The organism is Rhizobium sp. FG113 (assembly GCF_057809895.1).
Genome location: NZ_JBMDKV010000006.1, coordinates 97,003 through 113,230, shown reverse-complemented (window position 1 = coordinate 113,230; position 16,228 = coordinate 97,003). Strand labels below are relative to the sequence as shown.

The following is a 16,228-nucleotide window of genomic DNA, read 5'->3' as shown; positions in this document are numbered from 1 at the left end:
CGTTATACTCATTTTGAGTATATTCCAGACAAATATATATTCTCACAATGAGCATATGTCAATTGCGGGCGAGAGGCAGCTTTGTCCCTGACAGAGCACGTTCTTCGACGACCGTCTGCCGGAAGCGGAAGAGCTTGGCGGGGCGGCCGCCAGTTTCGCTAGTGATGCCACCGGTTTCCTCGACTAGCTCCTGCTGCTCGATAAGGCGGCGGAAGTTCTGCTTGTGGAGGCAAAGGCCAGCCAAGGCCTCGACCGTTCGCTGCAGTTGCAGCAAGGTGAAAGCGCTCGGCATCAGCTCGAAGACGACAGGGCGGTATTTTATCTTCGCGCGCAGGCGCGCTATGCCGGTCGCCAGGATCCTGCGGTGATCGGCAAACATCGGCCGGCCAAAATTGTCGCTCACATCACCCGCTTCGGCGACCAGCCCGGCTTCGTAGAGCAGCTCGTATCGCTGCAACGTGAGATCCTCGTTCCAGCCGCCGCGATCCAGGCCGAAGGTGAAGTCGGCGCGCTGATGACGCTCGTCGCGTCGCCTTGGATCGGCATCGGCCCAGACCCTCAGCTTCTCGATGATCGCATCCAGAACCTTGGGCCGCCCCTGCCGATGATCCTCCCACGGTAGATATTCGTACCATCCGTGCCATGCCGGACGGCCCGCGCCCGGCGCCTCCTGTTCGAGCACCAGCCCGAGATAGCTGATCGAGATCGTCCGTCCGCCGCGGATGTCGTTGTTACGGTCCCGGTCGGCGAATGTGTAGAGCTGCTCGAGATAGCCGATCGGGTGGCCGGTCTGCTCCTGGATCCATTCGCGCAAGCCGCTCTGCAGCGTGCGATGGCCAAGCTCGAAAGGGCCGGACGGCAAGGATTCGCCGGAACGCACCGTCATTACACGTGGCTCGTTGCCAGTGACGGCTGCCACAACAGCCATGAGTTCCGCGTGGGCAAGCCCGATCGTCAAGCAATTCTCCCTGAATTTAGCAACATCAAGTGCATGCCGGCCGCTTTATCGCCTGCCCGCAACCTTTTGCCCCAAGAGGCCTGCAACGTCGAGCATCCGGTTTGCGAAGCCAAATTCGTTGTCGTACCAGCCGAACACGCGAAGCAGTCCACCCGGCGCGATCGATGTCTCCGGACCGGAGATGACCAATGACTCCTCGCGCGCCCGCACGTCCACGGAAACCACCGGCTTCTCCGTCCAACCAAGAACACGCGACGCGGCGACAGCCTTTTGCATTTGGGCACGCGCATCGGCAAGCGACGGGGTGTCTTGCAACAACACCGTGAGATCGATCGCCGAAACACTCGCCGTCGGCACCCTTATGGCGCGCGCCTCGATCGCGCCAGCCAGCGACGGCAGGACCTTGCCGAGAAGCTTGTGCGCGCTGGTGGTCGTCGGAACCATGGAAAGCGCGGCGGCGCGGCTTCTTGCGAAATCGTCACGCGGCTGATCAACCGTGGGCTGGCTGCCCGTGTAGCAATGGACGGTGGTCATCTGGCCGCCCACCACGCCCCAGGCATCGTCGATAACCTTGAGCAAAGGGGCAAGCGCATTGGTCGTGCAGGAGGCGTTGGAAACGATAAGGTGGTCCCCAAGCATTTCCTCGTTGGCGCCTAGGACCACGGTCACGTCGGCGGCCTCGGCGGGCCCTGAGATCAACACGCTCTTGGCGCCGGCTTCCAGCGCGCGAGAAATGAACTCGCGCGTATAGGGCTGGCCCGTGCACTCGAGAAAGACATCGACATCCGAGAGGTCAAGCTGGCGAACATCGCGAACATTGTGGAAGGCGATCAGCCTGTCGCCCACCTGCAGCGCCTGTTCGCGGGCCGCGACCTCTTCCGGCCACGGGCCGAAAACACTGTCGTACTGGAAGAGATAGGCACAGCTCTCCAGCGCGGCGACATCGTTGATCAGGATGAGCTCGAAGTCCCCGCCTTTACTCAGCAGGATACGCAACACCGTTCGGCCGATGCGACCGAAACCATTGATGGCTATTCTCGTCTTCCGCTTTGTCATGTGTGCCCGGACTCACATTGCCTGTCATTGCTCGGTACGCCCGTCAGACGGATTTCGCAACATGGAGATATGGCTTCCTCAGCCTCCGTGGCAGCCCAGCCGCCGACTGCGCGGATATGTCCCTCTCCGGTCTGCGATTGATTGTTACAAATGGAAAGATCGGGGGCACATCTCTGCGACAAATCAATGTTAGCTATGCGTCACGCAAAGCTGGCAGGCACGATCCAAATGCCAACGGCTAACTCGGGTCACGGTCAATCACCGAAGCGAACGTCCGTTGAGTTGGATCGGATTGGTGGCCGTTCTGTTTGCTGCAAGCTGTTGGCCGATGAATGCCAAGAACAGTGCGCAGCAACGCCGACGTGTGAAACAGACGAAAGAGAACGTGAATTATGTTAGAAAAAATGATCCACGTCCTGTTGGCGATCGTCAGCGGATTGCTCGTTCTTCTCGGCGCCACTGTCATGCTGTTGGTCGGAGGCAGCCCAAGCAGGGCATTTGCCGAATCGAACGCTGTCACCTTCCCGCCACTTGAGCAGTTTGTGCACTACACCACGGTGGAGCGTGGGGACTCCACTGAGCACATGATGGCAAGCCCGGCCACCTTGGCCTTGCTCAAAGCCGGCTCGCCTGTGCCGGTCGGCAGCCACCTTGTTCTCGTCGACTACCGCAATGGTACGGTTTTCCGATACTTCGTTTCCCAGAAGATTGGAGCAGGCGTCGCGGACTGGCAGTTTCAGTGGTTTCATCCCGACCGGTCGATAAAGAGCGACGAGAACACCGCGCGTTGCCACTCATGTCACCGCTCTCGTCAGGAGAGCCAGTTCATGTTCACGCTGTCTGAAGCAAAGAGCTTCAGCAATTGAGCACGCCGTTCACGAAGATCTCGGGCAGCGCACGCCAGCGGCTCGGCGGACGCATCGTCCTTGCCGTCTGCATGGGCGCGCTCATGTTGCTTGGTCTCGCATACTGGTGGCTCGAAAATTTCGCCCACGAGCTTTTCGGAACCGCGCTGTTCCTGCTTCTTGCAAGGCATATCTACCAGAACCGGAGCTGGTTTCGGAACATCGTCAAAGGGCGATATGGGTTGCGACGCACGGTCATCGTCACGTTTCATGCCGCGCTCGCTCTGAACATGGCTGCGCTTCTCGCAACAAGTCTCGCCATATCCCAATCCCTATTCGCGGCTCTGCCACGGCCGGATAGCGCCGTGCTGACCGAAATACACTGGTTCTCTGCCTATTGGGCCGTGATCGCGATCGGGTGCCATGTCGGGCTGCATTGGCCGAGGATCAGGGCAATCACGAGCGCTGCCCTCGACCTGCCGCCGGCCACACCGGCTCAGACACGGCTCCTGACGTTGCTCGCCGTCGTGCTTGTCGCAATCGGCATATCGAGCCTTTCAGCCCTCGATGTCCAAACGAAGCTATCCTTTGAGCTAAGTCCCAATTTCTGGGACTTCAGCACCTCGGTAACGCCATTCTTTGTCCGCTGGACCGGTGTTCTTGCACTGCCCGCGATCGCAACGCATTGCGCAATGAATATTATTCCACGCCTCCGAACGCGATCGAAGCTCTGACCCTAGGAGCGGCTTGCGCTCGTTGCGGCTATCGCATTGAGCGTCTGCGCATCACGACCATAGATGTCGTCGTAATAGTGAATGATCCCATCGGCCGTCGGCCATGCCGTAAAATAGGAGACATAAACGGGAACTTCCTCGGGAACCGGAACGTCCTTCTTCTCACCGCCGGCGATTTCCTGCGCGACCGAATCCACCGATGTCTTCAAGACGGCGGCGGCCATGGCTCTCGGATTTTCCAGCCGCACGCAACCGTGGCTGAACATTCTATCCTGAGAAGCGAATTTTCCGCGCGCCGGCGTATCGTGCATGTAGATGGCATGCGGATTGGGGAACAATATCTTCAGCTGGCCGAGCGCATTATCGGGGCCTGGCGGCTGTACGACAGCGATATTCTCGAGCGGTTGCGCCCAATCGACTTTCGCCGAGGCCATCGGCTTACCGTTCACCGATACCTTGTAGCCCTCGCGGTCGAGGTAGGACGGATCCCGCTTCAGATGCGGAAGCATCTCGTTCTTGATGATCGACTGCGGCACCCCCCAATCGGGATTGAATTCGACCGTCTTGATCGAAGCATCGAAAAAGTTCGTCTGGTGATCTTGCTGTCCAATCACCGCCTTCATCGAAAGCGTGACATCGCCGTTCTCGGTGTAGTAGGCCATATAGGCTGGCTGATTGATGAATACGTACCGATCCGGAAACTCCTGCGGCAACCACCGCAGCTCCTCCATGGCGACAATCACCTTGTTCTTGTTGACGGTAGTATCCCCGCCCTGGCCGGATGTTCGCAGCCAGTGCAATTCGGCGGCGAGCTGGGCAAACTTCGGGCTGCTCGGCATGAAACGGTCGACCGCCGACGCCAGGTTTTGCGCTGCTGCCAACTGAGCAAGCGTCGCTTTCAAATCGACGGGCTTACGCTTGAAATCATAATAGTTCGACAGCTTGTTCGGATCGATGCGCCCCCTGAAATTATCCTGGAGAAACATCAGCATATTGCTCGAGAGGGACAGTTCGAACGCTGCCAAAGCTTTCGCGCGGTCGGGCGAATTCTGCTGCAAAGTCTCCGGAGATGGCGAAACGGCGTAATCCGAGGCGGTCAGTCCCCAATCGTCGGCCTGCCGCAAGAGGTCAAGCGCTTGCCTTGCCTTGGCGTTCGGTCCCTTCGCGTCCGTCCAGATGAGCTTTGTTTTCGGCTGGCCATAATAGGCTTCAAGCGCGGCGGCAATGTCGCTGTTCATCGATGGAGAAAGGCCAGCCATCTCCCGCAGGACCTTAGCCGGGTTTCCAGCCCCGCTTTCGAACAGCGTCGACAGCGCTGAATCGTCACCGTGACCCATGACATGCACGGGCCGGCGCTCGGGAACGGCATATCCCTTCGACGCGGAGAGCTGCGCAGCGGGCGCGGCGGGCTGCGGCTCCGCACGGGCGCCTATCCCGCTTGCCATAAGCGCGACCACGCTCATCAGAGTGATCTTCAGGCGTAAAGCTGATGTGTCTGCCATTCCAAATATCCCCAGCACTCGACGAGAAAAGCCACTCCGAATGAGCACACTATCTTCGCTTGTCGTCACCGCGGACTAGAGCGGCAACATTCAGGCAGAAGCTGGGCAAAACGCCATCACGAGAGGTTGAAAGCAGGACCACGACAAAAATGTCACGCGTATGAAATGCAGGCGCAACAGCATGGTGGGCGGGTCATCACTCAGGTGAATCGATTACCCCCGATTGATTCATAAGTCTCGTTGGACGCCAGCACGTGCATCCCCGATTCTATGGGCATGATCGCTCAGCCATATCATCACCATGTCGAACGCACGGATGCCAAGAGGAACATGGCCCGGTATTACATCATGGAGATCTCCCTGACGCTATTCGGCGAGATCCGCCTGACACGCAGCTGGGGTCGGATTGGCCAAAATGGACAAACCAAGGAGCACCATTTCGAGCGTGAGACGGACGCAGTCGATCTGTTTCTCGCGCTCGTCCGGCAGAAGCGGGCACGCGGTTATCGGCCGCGTGTCGCACCTGTCACCCATGATATCGGGCTGCAGCCGGTCGATTTGACACCGTATCAGGCGCCACACCGGCGACGCCTGACACGATCATAGGCTCAGAAGTCTTCCCAGGCTTTGTCCACGACCGCTACCGCAGCCGCCCGGCCACCAAAGGCGTTTGCGATCTTGCGTCCAAGCACGCGCGCCGGAGACGGCACGGCGTTGCTGGCGGCCGATGCCTCGCGAACCGTACCCGGTGCGGAGACCACACGCTGAGCGTCGTCGCCGAAATTGAACCGTGACAGCAATTGGTTGAGCGAGGCCGCGTCCCGGGCAAGGCTATGGCTGGCCGCCGTCGACTGCTCGACCATCGCGGCATTCTGCTGTGTGCCCTGGTCCATGGCGTTCACAGCGGTGTTGATCTCCTGCAGTCCGATCGATTGCTCGCGGGCCGATTTGACGATGGCATCCACGTGCCGGTTGATCTCCTGCACCTCCGCGACAATGACCTCCAGCGCGGTACCGGTATTGCCGACAAGCGCTACGCCGGAACGCACATGGTCGCCCGACATGATGATCAGCGCCTTGATCTCCTTGGCGGCCTGGGCGGAACGCTGCGCGAGTTCGCGCACCTCCTGGGCGACAACGGCAAAGCCCTTGCCCGCCTCCCCGGCACGGGCGGCTTCCACCCCAGCATTGAGAGCAAGCAGGTTCGTCTGGAAAGCGATCTCATCGATAACGCTGATGATGTTGGTAATCTCTCCCGACGAACGTTCGATCTCCTTCATCGCAACGACAGCGTCGCGAACGACCAGGCCGGATTTTTCGGCTCCGGTACGCGCTTGCGCTACAAGATTGCCCGCATCCTCCGCCCGCTTGGTGGCATCCTTTACCGTCGTGGTGATCTCCTCAAGCGCGGCGGCCGTCTCCTCGACGGAGGCGGCTTGCTGTTCAGTCCTCTTCGACAGGTCGTCGGCCGCGGCGCGGATTTCATTTGCGCTCGCATCAATTCCCCGCGCATTGCTGCCGACGGCGCGGAGCGCCTCGCTCAGATTGGCAACGGATTCATTGAAGTTGGCTCGCAATGCATCGAGATGAGCGACGAAAGGCGTGTCGATGCGATAGGCGACATCACCCTGCGCCAGTCGACCCAGCGCGTCGCCCAGCTTGTCCACTGCGAATTGCGTGTCTGCGTCGTCCCGAGCTTTCTGGGCGTCGCGCGCGATACGCTCCTTGTCTGAAAGGCTGCGATTGGCCTCGGCCTCATCTTCAAGGCGGATACGCTCCAGCGCGTTGTCGCGGAACACGGACACCGCCTTTGCCATCTGGCCGACTTCGTCGCGCCGGTCCTGTCCTTCCACGGCCATGGCCGTATCGCCGCTTGCAAGCGATGTCATGCGTTCGCGCAATCTCGCGATCGGTGCGGTAATCCCGCGCGCGGACACCAGAAGGGCCGCCGCGATACTTGCCGCGAAGACGAGGGTGAGCATCGTTAGGGAGATGAAAATCGTCGAACGCGTCTGCTGGGTCAGCTCGTTTGCTCGCGCATTGATATTCTTCTTCATCAATGTCGTGAGATCGCGCATATCGGACAGCAGCGGCCTGATCAGGATATCCGCCTGCGCCAGAATCACCAGCGCTTCGGCTGCACGCCCGCTTCCCAGTTTGACGGCGGCATCGGTCTTGGCAATCACGTCATTCGACCTCGCGATGAAGGCATCGATCGCCTCAGCATCCTCTGGACGACCACCCTTGGATTGCTGGAGGCGAGCGATCAGGCTGCCGGCGTTGTCCTTGTAAAAGTCGCTCGCCGCCTTGAAGGCCGGATCCTGAGCGTCGTAGGCAAGCGTCTGGTAGGCCGCGTAACCGATGGAAACCAGGCTTCGCGTGGAAGCGACGAGGTCGACCTCTGCCTGGTAGTCCTGCGCGATGAACTCCGAATAGGTGGAATCGACGGCTTTGAACTTATCGGACATGAAGAGCGTGGCGCCGATGCCCACCACACAGATGGGAATGATGAGAGAGAGAATTTTCGTGCGAATGCGCGCGTTTTTCAGAAACGACATGTGACCTCTGTTTGACGGGATCGAGTGTCACGAGGCCGCAAACTCCCATTCGACAGCACGACGGCGCCGGCACAACGGCACGTGACGTGACGTGCCGAAGCGATGCGTATCGTTACGCCATGCAGGGATAGGTCTATGGTTTCTTGGCCGCCAATCCACTCATCGATCGGGTGGGGATATCGACATGGCAGAGATCTTGGCCATCATGGCGACTTGAGCGGCTTCTACCAGTTACAAATTCGGCTCAAGGCTAAGGGTTTTCAGTATGTCTTACAGGCAAATCGAAAGCATGGCGTAGCATGCGCCATGCCTACGCTTAAATCATCTAAGCAAATGCAATCTAAGACTATTTACTAGTTGTGAGAGCGCGGCAGCACAATCAGTCTTTGCTGGAATCAGTTTTCATAAAAATTGAACCAATATGCATCTTCCCGGCATCTCAAAACGATGCCGGGACGCGGCTAGTAGCCCCGATCGAAATCGATCCCATCGGGCAGGACGCCGTTCGCGCGGTATTCGCTGATCCTGTTGGCAACGATCTTTGCTGCGGTCGACGGGTTGGTGGGAGCCGAGATATGCGGCAGCACGGTCACGCCCGGGTGATCCCATAGAGGGCTCTGCTCATCGAGGGGTTCGCTCTCGAAGACATCAAGCACAGCGTGCTTGACAGCGCCTGCATCGAGCGCGGCCATCAGATCGAGCGTTTTGACGATGCCGCCGCGTCCGAAATTGATGAAGCCGGCATTCGCCGGTAGCAGCGCGAATTCGCGCGCGCCGAGGAGCCCCGTCGTCTCAGCCGTCAGCGGCAGCAGGCAGACCACGATGTCGGATGTCCTGAGCATGGCGTCCAAGCCGTCTGCGCCGAAATAGGTCTCGACACCGTCGACCTGCTTTTCGGTCCGGCTCCAGCCGCTGACCTCAAAACCCGCCAACTGCAGTTGTCGTGCGGCTGCGCAGCCGAGCGCCCCGAGGCCCAGCAGGCCGACCCGCGTGTCGGGTGCCGACCGATAAGGAAGCTGCCGCCAAAGGCTTTGGCGTTGCTGCATGTCATAGGCGGGCATGTCGCGGGAGAGATAGAGCGTCCAGGCAAGCACGGCCTCGGCCATGGTGCGCGCGAGATCCGGATCGACGAGGCGTACGATCGGACGCGAGAAACCCTTGAGTTCCAAGACCAACCGCTCGACACCCGCCCAGAGGCTGTGCACCCATTTCAAGTTCGGCAGCCGCTCGAGATCGGCGGGGTCGGGATTGGCGACGATGGCGATATCGACACGGGCGAGCTCATCCGGCGACAGCTGACGAATGGAACGGATGGTTTCCTGCGGCATGGCTGCGCTGAGCGCCATGAGCCAGTTGCTTTCGGCTGCTTCCGACAAGCGCGTGGCAAGCGCGATGAGAGGCGACATCGATCTGCTCTACATGGATTGCCCGGCGTGAAAGCCGGGCGGTATCAAGGAAGAAAAGGCCGGGCACTTTCGGTGCCCGGCCATGCGATCATTACTGAATGGTCTTGATCGGGTCCTTCGGCGCCGGATCGAAGCCGACCAGATCGGTCGTCAGCTTGGCGTAGGTGCCGTCGGCAACCATGTCGGCCAGCGCCTTGTTCACGGCCTCGACCAGATGCGGCTTGCCCTTCTTGAAGGCGAAGCCCTTCTGAACGTGGCTGACATAATCGTCGGTCATGGTCAGCGGCATCTTCGCGGACTTGATGGCATAGGCGGCGGCGATCGCATCGGTGATGACGGCGTCGACATTGCCGTTGACGAGGTCCTGCATGGCGTCGGATTCGGCCTTGTAGCCCTTGGCGGTTGCGCCCTTCTCTTCGGCGATCTTCGTCCAGCTCGATGCAACGAGCGCACCGACCGTCTTGCCCTTCAGATCGGCAGCGCTCTTGATCGCGGAATCGTTCGGGATGACCACGCGGCCACCGGATTCGAGCCAGCCGTTCGAGAAGGTGACCTGCTGCTGACGGGCTTCGGTGATGTCCATGGCGGCGCTGATGACGTCGTACTGGTCAGCCTGGAGGCCGACGAGCAGCGAGTCCCACTTGATCAGGACGGGCGTGTATTCGAGGTTGAGGCGCTTTGCGACTTCGGTCATGACGCGGATTTCGAGACCATCGAGCTTGCCATCAGGCGCGCGCATGCTGAACGGCGCGTAGGTGCCTTCGGTGGCGACCATCAGCTTGCCCGGCTGAAGCAGCTCGAGGTCGGCGGCATGGGCGAGAGAGCCGACAGCCATGCCTGCAAGGGCGGCGGCGGTCATGATGAGAGACTTCAATTTCATGGTTCAGTTCCCTTTATGTTGGTTCAGTGCATTCACTCGGCATCGCACGCCGGTTTTCGTTAGCCCTTCGCCTGAGCGCGTTGGGAAGCAAGCAAGGCCATCAGTTCCGCCATCACGGTTGCGGCCATCAAGGCGGTGATCTGTCCCGGGCCGTCGTAGAGCGGATTGGCCTCGACCACGTCGCAGCCGACGAGGTTGATGCCGTGGAGGGCGCGCAGGATCTGCAAGGTCTCACGCGCTGTCGGCCCACCCGCCTCGGGTGTCTGGACCGCGGGGGCTGCGGACGGATCGATGAAATCCATGTCGAAGGAGATGAAGGCCGGCCGGCCGCCGACACGATCCGCGATGCGCTGGGCGAGACCATGAGGGCCGAGATCGAGCGTATCGTCGGTCGTCAGCACGTCGTAGCCGAGATCGATCGACTGGCTGATATCGTCCTTCTGGAAAAGCGAGCCCCGCATGCCGATCTGGATCGAGTGCGCGGGATCGATGATCGCTTCCTCAGCGCCACGGCGGAACGGGGTTCCAGCGCTGTACTTCTTGCCGGCGAAATACTTATCCCAGGTGTCGGTGTGGGAATCGAAGTGGATCAGTGAGATCGGGCCATGGACCTTGGCGAGCGCCCTGATCTCGGCCAGCGTGATCGAGTGATCGCCGCCGATCGCGAAAGGGACGATGCCGGCATTGACCAGCGCCGCGACAGATTCCTCGATGCGCTCAAGGGATTCGATCTCGTATCCCGGCACGACGTTGGCGTCGCCGACGTCAGCCACGGCAAGCTCTTCGAAGACATTGATATTGCCGCGATAGGGATTGATCGGACGCAGCATCACCGACATGGCGCGCACCGCGTTCGGCGCGAAGCGCGCGCCGGTGCGGTACGGGCCGCCGGAATCGGAGGGAAGTCCGATCACGGCCGCGTCCAGCCCGCTCAACGTTGTCGCCTGCGGCAGGCGCATGAAGGTCGGGACACCGCAGAACCGAGGCGTTTCAAGCGAGTCGATCGGCAGGACACTCATGGCTGACCTCAACCCAGGTTGGCGTAGCGTCGCTCAAGCCAGGAGGCGACGAATGTGAGGATCGTGGTCAGCACGAGATAGATGACGGCTACCGCGATGTAGAACTCGAAGGGACGGAAGGTTGCCGCGATCAGGGTCTGCGCATAAAGCGTCAGCTCAACGACGGTGATCGTCGAAAGAAGCGAGGTGTTCTTCAGGGTCGAGATCGCCTCGTTGGTGACCGCAGGCAGGATGATGCGGAAGACCTGCGGCAGGATGATCGTGCGCATGGTCTCGCTCGGGCTGAAGCCGAGTGCCAGCGCCGATTCATTCTGGCCGCGCGGGATGGCGTTCAGGCCACCGCGGACGATCTCGGCGACATAGGCGCCGCTGTTGATACCGAGCGCGATGACGCCGGCCGTAAACGGCGAAAGCCGGATGCCGATCTGAGGCAGGCCGAAATAGATGATGAAGACCTGGATCAGCGTCGGCGTGCCGCGAATGAACCAGATATAGAAGCCCGCAGCCACACGAGCGGATTTCCATTTGGAACGCTGCGCCAAGGCAGCCAGCAGGTCGCATGCCCAACTGACGACGATCGTCAGTATCGTCAGGCCGAATACCGTCCAGGCGGCTTCAAGAAACCCTGGACCATAAAGCTGAACTTCTTCGATAAAACCGCTCATTACGCCTGCGCTCCCTGACCTTGATCGTTCGAGAAGGAATGACCAACGTCGTCATGCAGGATGCGATGAAGGAACTGCTTCAGGCGGTCGCTTTCGGGGTGCCTCAGAATATCCGGCGGCCCCTCTTCGGCGATCACGCCCTTGTCGAAGAACAGAACGCGCGAGGAGACGTCGCGCGCGAAGGCGATCTCGTGGGTAACGAGCAGCATGGTCATGCCCTCGGACGCCAACGATGCCATCAGCACCAGAACTTCGTGGACGAGCTCCGGATCGAGCGCCGAGGTGACCTCGTCGAACAGCATCAGGCGCGGCTTCATGGCGAGCGCACGGGCGATCGCCACGCGCTGCTGCTGGCCGCCCGAAAGTCGCGACGGGTAGCTATGGCGCTTTTCGAACAGGCCGATCCGCGACAGCAGAGCTTCGGCCTCCTCAATCGCCTGCGCGCGCGGCAGCTTCAAGAGACGGATCGGCGCGTGCGTGACATTTTCCAGCACCGTCATATGCGGCCAGAGATTGTAGCTCTGGAACACCATGCCGACGCGCGCCCGCAAGGACTGCAGCTGCGACGGCGTCGGGAAGAAGCGCGAGGCTGGACGGAAATCGAAAGACAGGCCCTCGAACTCCATGAAACCCGACTGCGGCATTTCAAGCGCGTTGATCGAGCGCAGGAAGGTGCTCTTGCCGGAGCCGCTGGCACCGATGATCGAAACGACCTCGCCCGCCTTGACGTCCAGCGAGACGCCTTTCAGCACCTCGTTCTCGCCGAAGCTCTTGCGGATTTCGCGCAGTTTCAGAAGCTGCTCGCTCATGCTGACACCTCCGACGGATAGGTATCGAGGATATTGACCGCCACATCGCGCGGGGTGCGCGCGGCGCCGTTGATCGGCGTGATGTCCTGCGGACAGGCAGACAGGACGAAGATCAGATCCATCTCGGCGCGCATGACAACATAATCGCCGGCAGCCGTATCGGGCGGGACGCGATCGACCGTGCCGTCAGCGGTGACGGGCACGTTCATGAAGAGGTTCAACGACGCGGGCGTGAACGGCATTTCGACGCCTACGCCAGACAGCGCCTCGTGGAAATTGTCGGTGCAACTGCGATGATACTCCTCGCATCCGAGCTGCTGATAAAGCTCGCGATTGCACGGGCAAAGCAACGTGTCGTGCCTGACCTTGGCGCTGTCGGCCACCATTGTCAGCATGGGGCGGCGGCGTGAACTCATCAGCGCCATCCCCTCGGTGAAGAAGATGTTGCTGTTCATCGAACGCGTGTGATCGAGCGAAGACGTCTCGAAGTGATCGCTGTCCGCCAACGCCCAGGCATCGACAACCTGGTTGCCGTGGGTGTTCGTCACGAGGGCAAATTGCCCGGCCTTCATCTTGAAGGAGCGCCCCCTGCTGGCGGGCACGATATCTGCGTCTAGGCTCATTTCAAACTCGTCTTTCTTCGATGCGATCGGCATTGAGTGAGGGTCGATCGATCAAGTCCCGGCAACCCTATTCAGTATACCAGTGGAGTTCAAGTAGCAATTTCAATAAATTATAGCCTATATAATCGGCTTCGTGTGTATAATTTAAACAGAGAATGCTTATATCGTGAGCATATTTCGTCGATTGATGCTTTAATTAGCAGAGCCGCACATCGCTCGATTGACGTTCGGATACTGGTGGTGTACCGAAAATCAAGGCTTTACCGCAAGAGTGCATACGGAGTGACATGATGGATCGCTATTTTCCGCTGGACGAATACGAGGCGCGCTGGGATCGCGTTCAAAACGAGATGAAACGACGTGGCTTTGCCACGACGGTCGTCTTCGGACGCGGCGGCGGAACGACCGACAATTGCGGCGACATCCTCTACCTCTCCAACCACTATGCCATCAGCAGCGGCATGGACTCGTTGATCTGGACCGCGCGATCCTTCGCGGGCGTCATCTTACAGGAAGGACTTGCGCCGCAGCTGCATATCGACGAGCCGGAAGTTCGTCGCGATCTGGTATCGATCGATGATGTGCTCAGCAGCAACCATCCCTTTGAAAGCGTCGCCCGCTCGCTCGTCGAACGCGGCGTGAAGGGCCCGGTCGCGCTTGTTGGCACCAACCTGATCCCGGTGAAATACTACCGCGAGCTGGAAGCCATTGCGCCCGATATCGAATGGGTCCCGGCCGACGACCTTGTCAGATCCGTTCGGCGGATCAAGAGCAAGCGCGAACTCGACTGTTATCGCGTCGCGGGCGAGACCGCGACGGCGGGAATGACGATCCTGATGGAAAGCCTGATCAGCGGCATGTCGGAACGCGAAGCAGCCGGCGAGGCCGCGCGCGAGGTCGTGCGCCGTGGTGGCCGCATCCAGATGATCGGCACCAACCATGGCGATACGCTGGGCTTCGACCAGCGCTTCCCGCTCACGGGCTACAGCGCCGACGTGCCTGCTGTCGGCGACATCGTCACCGGCACGCTTCATGGTCCGCTGTTTCAGGGATATTACCTCGACCCGGGCCGGACAGCGGTGCGTGGCAAGGCCAACAGCGAACAGCTGCGCCTGATCGAAGCCGCCGGCAACATCGTGCATCGCTTGTCGGATATGCTGAGACCCGGCACGAAACTGCTTGACGTCGCGGCCGAAGGTGATCGCATGACAGCGGCATTCGGCGGCTCGATCTCACCGATCATGAAGAACTTCCCTTTCTATGGCCACGGCATCGGTCTCGGCTTTGAGCTGCCCCGCATCTCGACGACCATGTCGATGCCCGAAGATGTCGTAGAAGAGAACATGGTATTCGGCGTCGAGGCGTTTCTATCGCTCGACGGCGTTGGTGCTGCCTTCTTCGAAGACATCATCATCATCGGCAAGGATAGCAACGAGCTGCTGACGAAGTCGCCGAGCGTCTTCTAGGCTGGGCGCCAACCGCAACCTGAATAAGAAAGGACCGGGCGAGATAATCGCCCGGTCCTTTTTGCTTAGTGTGCGAAAACGCTATCGAAGTCCTTGAAGCCTTTGACCTCGATCGGGTTGCCGCTCGGGTCGAAGAAGAACATCGTCCGCTGCTCGCCCGGCTCACCCTCGAAGCGGATGACCGGCGGAATGTCGAAGGCGATACCGCCCTTCTGCAGACGCTCGGCAAGCACGAACCAATCATCGAGCGGCAGCACCACGCCGAGATGCGGCATCATCACCATGTGATCGCCAACCTTGCCGGTGCGCGTGACTTCGAACGGCTTGCCGAGGTGCAGCGAGATCTGGTGACCGAAGAAATCGAAATCAACCCATGTATCGGTCGAACGGCCTTCGGCGCAACCGAGGACGTCGCCGTAGAAGCGTCTCGACGCGTCGAGATCGGTGACGTGGTAGGCGAGGTGGAAGAGTGAGCGCACGGTGGTCTCCTTTGTGATGGCGAAATGATCTTGATCAGCGAATGGTGAGGGTTCTGGGCAGGCTCGATAGCAGCTCGGCGCCGTGTTCGGTGACGATCACCGTCTCCGACGCACCGACCGTCCAATGGCCGTAGCTGCGAAGCGTGGCAGGCAGGTGGAACACCATGCCGGGCTCGATCACGCGCGAGACGCCGGTAAACAGGCTGAGGATACCCCCCTCGCCCCAATCGGGCGCGAAGGCGACGCCCATCGAGTAGCCGATGCGCTTGCGAAACGCGGCGGTGTAGCCGGCCTCGTCGATGACGCTCTGTGCGGCCTCATGCGGCGCCGAACACGGCGCGCCCGGACGGATCGCCGATAGCGCGGCATCAAGGGCGCGCAGCGAGCAATCCATCATCCGCTGTGCGTCATCAGGCGGGCCGCCGATCCAGACGCTGCGCATGAGCGCGGAATGATAACGGGCGTGGCTGCCTGCGAGTTCGAGGAACACGGGATCGCCCGCTTCCAACAGGCGCCGGCGCCAGGTCATGTGCGGCAGGCCGCTGCGCGGTCCCGACGAGACGAGCGGCTCCATGGCCATGGCCTCGGAGCCGGCCTGCGTTGCAGCCTGCAGCATGGCGGCTGCTATGTCGTTTTCGTTGGCACCACCCCGGCAGGCGTCGATGGCCGCGATCATGCCCGCTTCGGCATAACGCGCGGCAGCACGGATCGCGGCGAGCTCGTCGGCGGATTTGACCATGCGCAGCGGCGGCAGGATATCCGAGCCATCTGCAAGACGCTGCTGTCCAAGCTCCGTGGCGATCTCATCTGCGAGCCTGGGCGGCAGGAACCAGCCACCGAGCTCGATCGCCGGCCGCATGATCTTGCGGTCTCGCAGCAGTGCCACTAGCGCCGAGACAGGGCTCTCGCCATCCTGGTAGACGACGATGTCGGAAAGCCAGGTATTGGCCACCGTTCCGTAGAATTCCAGCTGCCGAACCAGCAGCGTGAGCTCACCCGATGCCGTCAGGATCAGCGCCTGAAACGCGAAGTAACCGGCAGTCTGGCGCCCTGTCAGCCAATAGATCGTCTCAGGCCCGGTGACGACAAGCGCCTCGTGGCCGCTGGCCGCTAGCGCCGACACTGCCCGCGCCTGACGCCTGGCGAATTCGTCTCGCGAAAACGAAGCCTCGCTTCCGCGAAGAGCGTCCAGGCTGTCATTGGATATCTTGGATTGCATGTTCATTGC

The 16,228-nt window shown here is 60.5% G+C and carries 15 protein-coding genes and 1 pseudogene; 4 read left to right on the top strand and 12 right to left on the bottom strand.

Annotated features, from left to right (window positions below; genetic code table 11):
- Positions 1-58: 58 nt before the first annotated feature.
- Both ACODTZ_RS16845 and ACODTZ_RS16840 read right to left on the bottom strand, forming a co-directional pair.
- The gene (locus ACODTZ_RS16845) at positions 59-958 is read right to left on the bottom strand and encodes an NUDIX hydrolase (RefSeq protein WP_489026882.1); all 900 of its coding nucleotides are present in this window, start codon (positions 956-958) and stop codon (positions 59-61) included.
- A gap of 45 nt (positions 959-1,003) precedes the next feature.
- On the bottom strand, positions 1,004-2,014 hold the full coding sequence (locus tag ACODTZ_RS16840) for a type I glyceraldehyde-3-phosphate dehydrogenase (protein ID WP_489026881.1): 1,011 nt from the start codon (positions 2,012-2,014) through the stop codon (positions 1,004-1,006).
- Between the two features lie 392 nt (positions 2,015-2,406).
- Between ACODTZ_RS16840 and ACODTZ_RS16835 the strand changes: the two genes are divergently transcribed.
- Entirely contained in the window at positions 2,407-2,880 is a 474-nt protein-coding gene (locus ACODTZ_RS16835; RefSeq protein WP_489026880.1) for a hypothetical protein, read from the top strand.
- Complete coding sequence (locus ACODTZ_RS16830) at positions 2,877-3,593, top strand: DUF4405 domain-containing protein (RefSeq protein WP_489026879.1); 717 nt, start codon at positions 2,877-2,879, stop codon at positions 3,591-3,593. The genes ACODTZ_RS16835 and ACODTZ_RS16830 overlap by 4 nt, the downstream gene beginning before the upstream one ends.
- Before the next feature lie 2 nt (positions 3,594-3,595).
- On the opposite strand, the gene ACODTZ_RS16825 is transcribed toward ACODTZ_RS16830, so the two are convergent.
- Positions 3,596-5,095 carry a L,D-transpeptidase family protein gene (locus tag ACODTZ_RS16825; protein WP_489026878.1) on the bottom strand — a complete coding sequence of 500 codons (1,500 nt, stop codon included), beginning with the start codon at positions 5,093-5,095 and terminating at the stop codon, positions 3,596-3,598.
- A gap of 276 nt (positions 5,096-5,371) precedes the next feature.
- Here ACODTZ_RS16825 and ACODTZ_RS16820 point away from each other — a divergent pair.
- A pseudogene (locus tag ACODTZ_RS16820) lies at positions 5,372-5,611 on the top strand (WGR domain-containing protein); the annotation flags it as partial.
- A gap of 92 nt (positions 5,612-5,703) precedes the next feature.
- Here the strand turns inward: ACODTZ_RS16820 and ACODTZ_RS16815 are convergent.
- The 7 genes from ACODTZ_RS16815 to ACODTZ_RS16785 all read right to left on the bottom strand — a co-directional run bounded on the left by ACODTZ_RS16815 (position 5,704) and on the right by ACODTZ_RS16785 (position 13,055).
- The gene (locus tag ACODTZ_RS16815; RefSeq protein ID WP_489026877.1) at positions 5,704-7,653 is read right to left on the bottom strand and encodes a methyl-accepting chemotaxis protein; all 1,950 of its coding nucleotides are present in this window, start codon (positions 7,651-7,653) and stop codon (positions 5,704-5,706) included.
- Between the two features lie 461 nt (positions 7,654-8,114).
- A complete protein-coding gene (locus tag ACODTZ_RS16810; protein WP_489026876.1) occupies positions 8,115-9,059 on the bottom strand; it encodes a 2-hydroxyacid dehydrogenase in 945 nt (314 codons plus the stop codon).
- Positions 9,060-9,150: 91 nt separating this feature from the next.
- Positions 9,151-9,939: a transporter substrate-binding domain-containing protein gene (locus ACODTZ_RS16805; RefSeq protein ID WP_489026875.1), complete on the bottom strand. Its 789-nt coding sequence runs from the start codon at positions 9,937-9,939 to the stop codon at positions 9,151-9,153.
- A 59-nt stretch (positions 9,940-9,998) separates the two neighbouring features.
- On the bottom strand, positions 9,999-10,958 hold the full coding sequence (locus ACODTZ_RS16800) for an agmatinase (protein WP_489026874.1): 960 nt from the start codon (positions 10,956-10,958) through the stop codon (positions 9,999-10,001).
- 8 nt (positions 10,959-10,966) lie between these two features.
- Positions 10,967-11,623, bottom strand: coding sequence for an amino acid ABC transporter permease (locus ACODTZ_RS16795; protein WP_489026873.1), 657 nt, complete (start codon positions 11,621-11,623; stop codon positions 10,967-10,969).
- A complete protein-coding gene (locus ACODTZ_RS16790) occupies positions 11,623-12,432 on the bottom strand; it encodes an amino acid ABC transporter ATP-binding protein (RefSeq protein WP_047510755.1) in 810 nt (269 codons plus the stop codon). The genes ACODTZ_RS16795 and ACODTZ_RS16790 overlap by 1 nt, the downstream gene beginning before the upstream one ends.
- Positions 12,429-13,055 carry a DUF1989 domain-containing protein gene (locus ACODTZ_RS16785; protein WP_489026872.1) on the bottom strand — a complete coding sequence of 209 codons (627 nt, stop codon included), beginning with the start codon at positions 13,053-13,055 and terminating at the stop codon, positions 12,429-12,431. Before ACODTZ_RS16785 ends, ACODTZ_RS16790 begins: the two co-directional genes overlap by 4 nt.
- 290 nt (positions 13,056-13,345) lie before the next feature.
- On the opposite strand from ACODTZ_RS16785, the gene ACODTZ_RS16780 reads away from it, so the two are divergent.
- Positions 13,346-14,521 (top strand): M24 family metallopeptidase, encoded by a 1,176-nt coding sequence (locus ACODTZ_RS16780; protein ID WP_489026871.1) that lies wholly within the window; start codon positions 13,346-13,348, stop codon positions 14,519-14,521.
- 65 nt (positions 14,522-14,586) lie between these two features.
- On the opposite strand, the gene ACODTZ_RS16775 is transcribed toward ACODTZ_RS16780, so the two are convergent.
- Both ACODTZ_RS16775 and ACODTZ_RS16770 read right to left on the bottom strand, forming a co-directional pair.
- Positions 14,587-15,000 (bottom strand): VOC family protein, encoded by a 414-nt coding sequence (locus ACODTZ_RS16775; RefSeq protein ID WP_489026870.1) that lies wholly within the window; start codon positions 14,998-15,000, stop codon positions 14,587-14,589.
- Between the two features lie 34 nt (positions 15,001-15,034).
- Positions 15,035-16,225 carry a M24 family metallopeptidase gene (locus ACODTZ_RS16770; RefSeq protein WP_489026869.1) on the bottom strand — a complete coding sequence of 397 codons (1,191 nt, stop codon included), beginning with the start codon at positions 16,223-16,225 and terminating at the stop codon, positions 15,035-15,037.
- Positions 16,226-16,228: the final 3 nt, after the last annotated feature.

Bases quoted from the DNA above. Each gene is read 5' to 3' on its own strand.
- ACODTZ_RS16835 (WP_489026880.1), top strand. From the start codon at position 2,407: ATGTTAGAAAAAATGATCCACGTCCTGTTGGCGATCGTCAGCGGATTG.
- ACODTZ_RS16785 (WP_489026872.1), bottom strand. From the start codon at position 13,055: ATGAGCCTAGACGCAGATATCGTGCCCGCCAGCAGGGGGCGCTCCTTC.
- ACODTZ_RS16795 (WP_489026873.1), bottom strand. From the start codon at position 11,623: ATGAGCGGTTTTATCGAAGAAGTTCAGCTTTATGGTCCAGGGTTTCTT.
- ACODTZ_RS16840 (WP_489026881.1), bottom strand. From the start codon at position 2,014: ATGACAAAGCGGAAGACGAGAATAGCCATCAATGGTTTCGGTCGCATC.
- ACODTZ_RS16800 (WP_489026874.1), bottom strand. From the start codon at position 10,958: ATGAGTGTCCTGCCGATCGACTCGCTTGAAACGCCTCGGTTCTGCGGT.
- ACODTZ_RS16805 (WP_489026875.1), bottom strand. From the start codon at position 9,939: ATGAAATTGAAGTCTCTCATCATGACCGCCGCCGCCCTTGCAGGCATG.
- ACODTZ_RS16790 (WP_047510755.1), bottom strand. From the start codon at position 12,432: ATGAGCGAGCAGCTTCTGAAACTGCGCGAAATCCGCAAGAGCTTCGGC.
- ACODTZ_RS16770 (WP_489026869.1), bottom strand. From the start codon at position 16,225: ATGAACATGCAATCCAAGATATCCAATGACAGCCTGGACGCTCTTCGC.
- ACODTZ_RS16810 (WP_489026876.1), bottom strand. From the start codon at position 9,059: ATGTCGCCTCTCATCGCGCTTGCCACGCGCTTGTCGGAAGCAGCCGAA.
- ACODTZ_RS16815 (WP_489026877.1), bottom strand. From the start codon at position 7,653: ATGTCGTTTCTGAAAAACGCGCGCATTCGCACGAAAATTCTCTCTCTC.
- ACODTZ_RS16825 (WP_489026878.1), bottom strand. From the start codon at position 5,095: ATGGCAGACACATCAGCTTTACGCCTGAAGATCACTCTGATGAGCGTG.
- ACODTZ_RS16780 (WP_489026871.1), top strand. From the start codon at position 13,346: ATGGATCGCTATTTTCCGCTGGACGAATACGAGGCGCGCTGGGATCGC.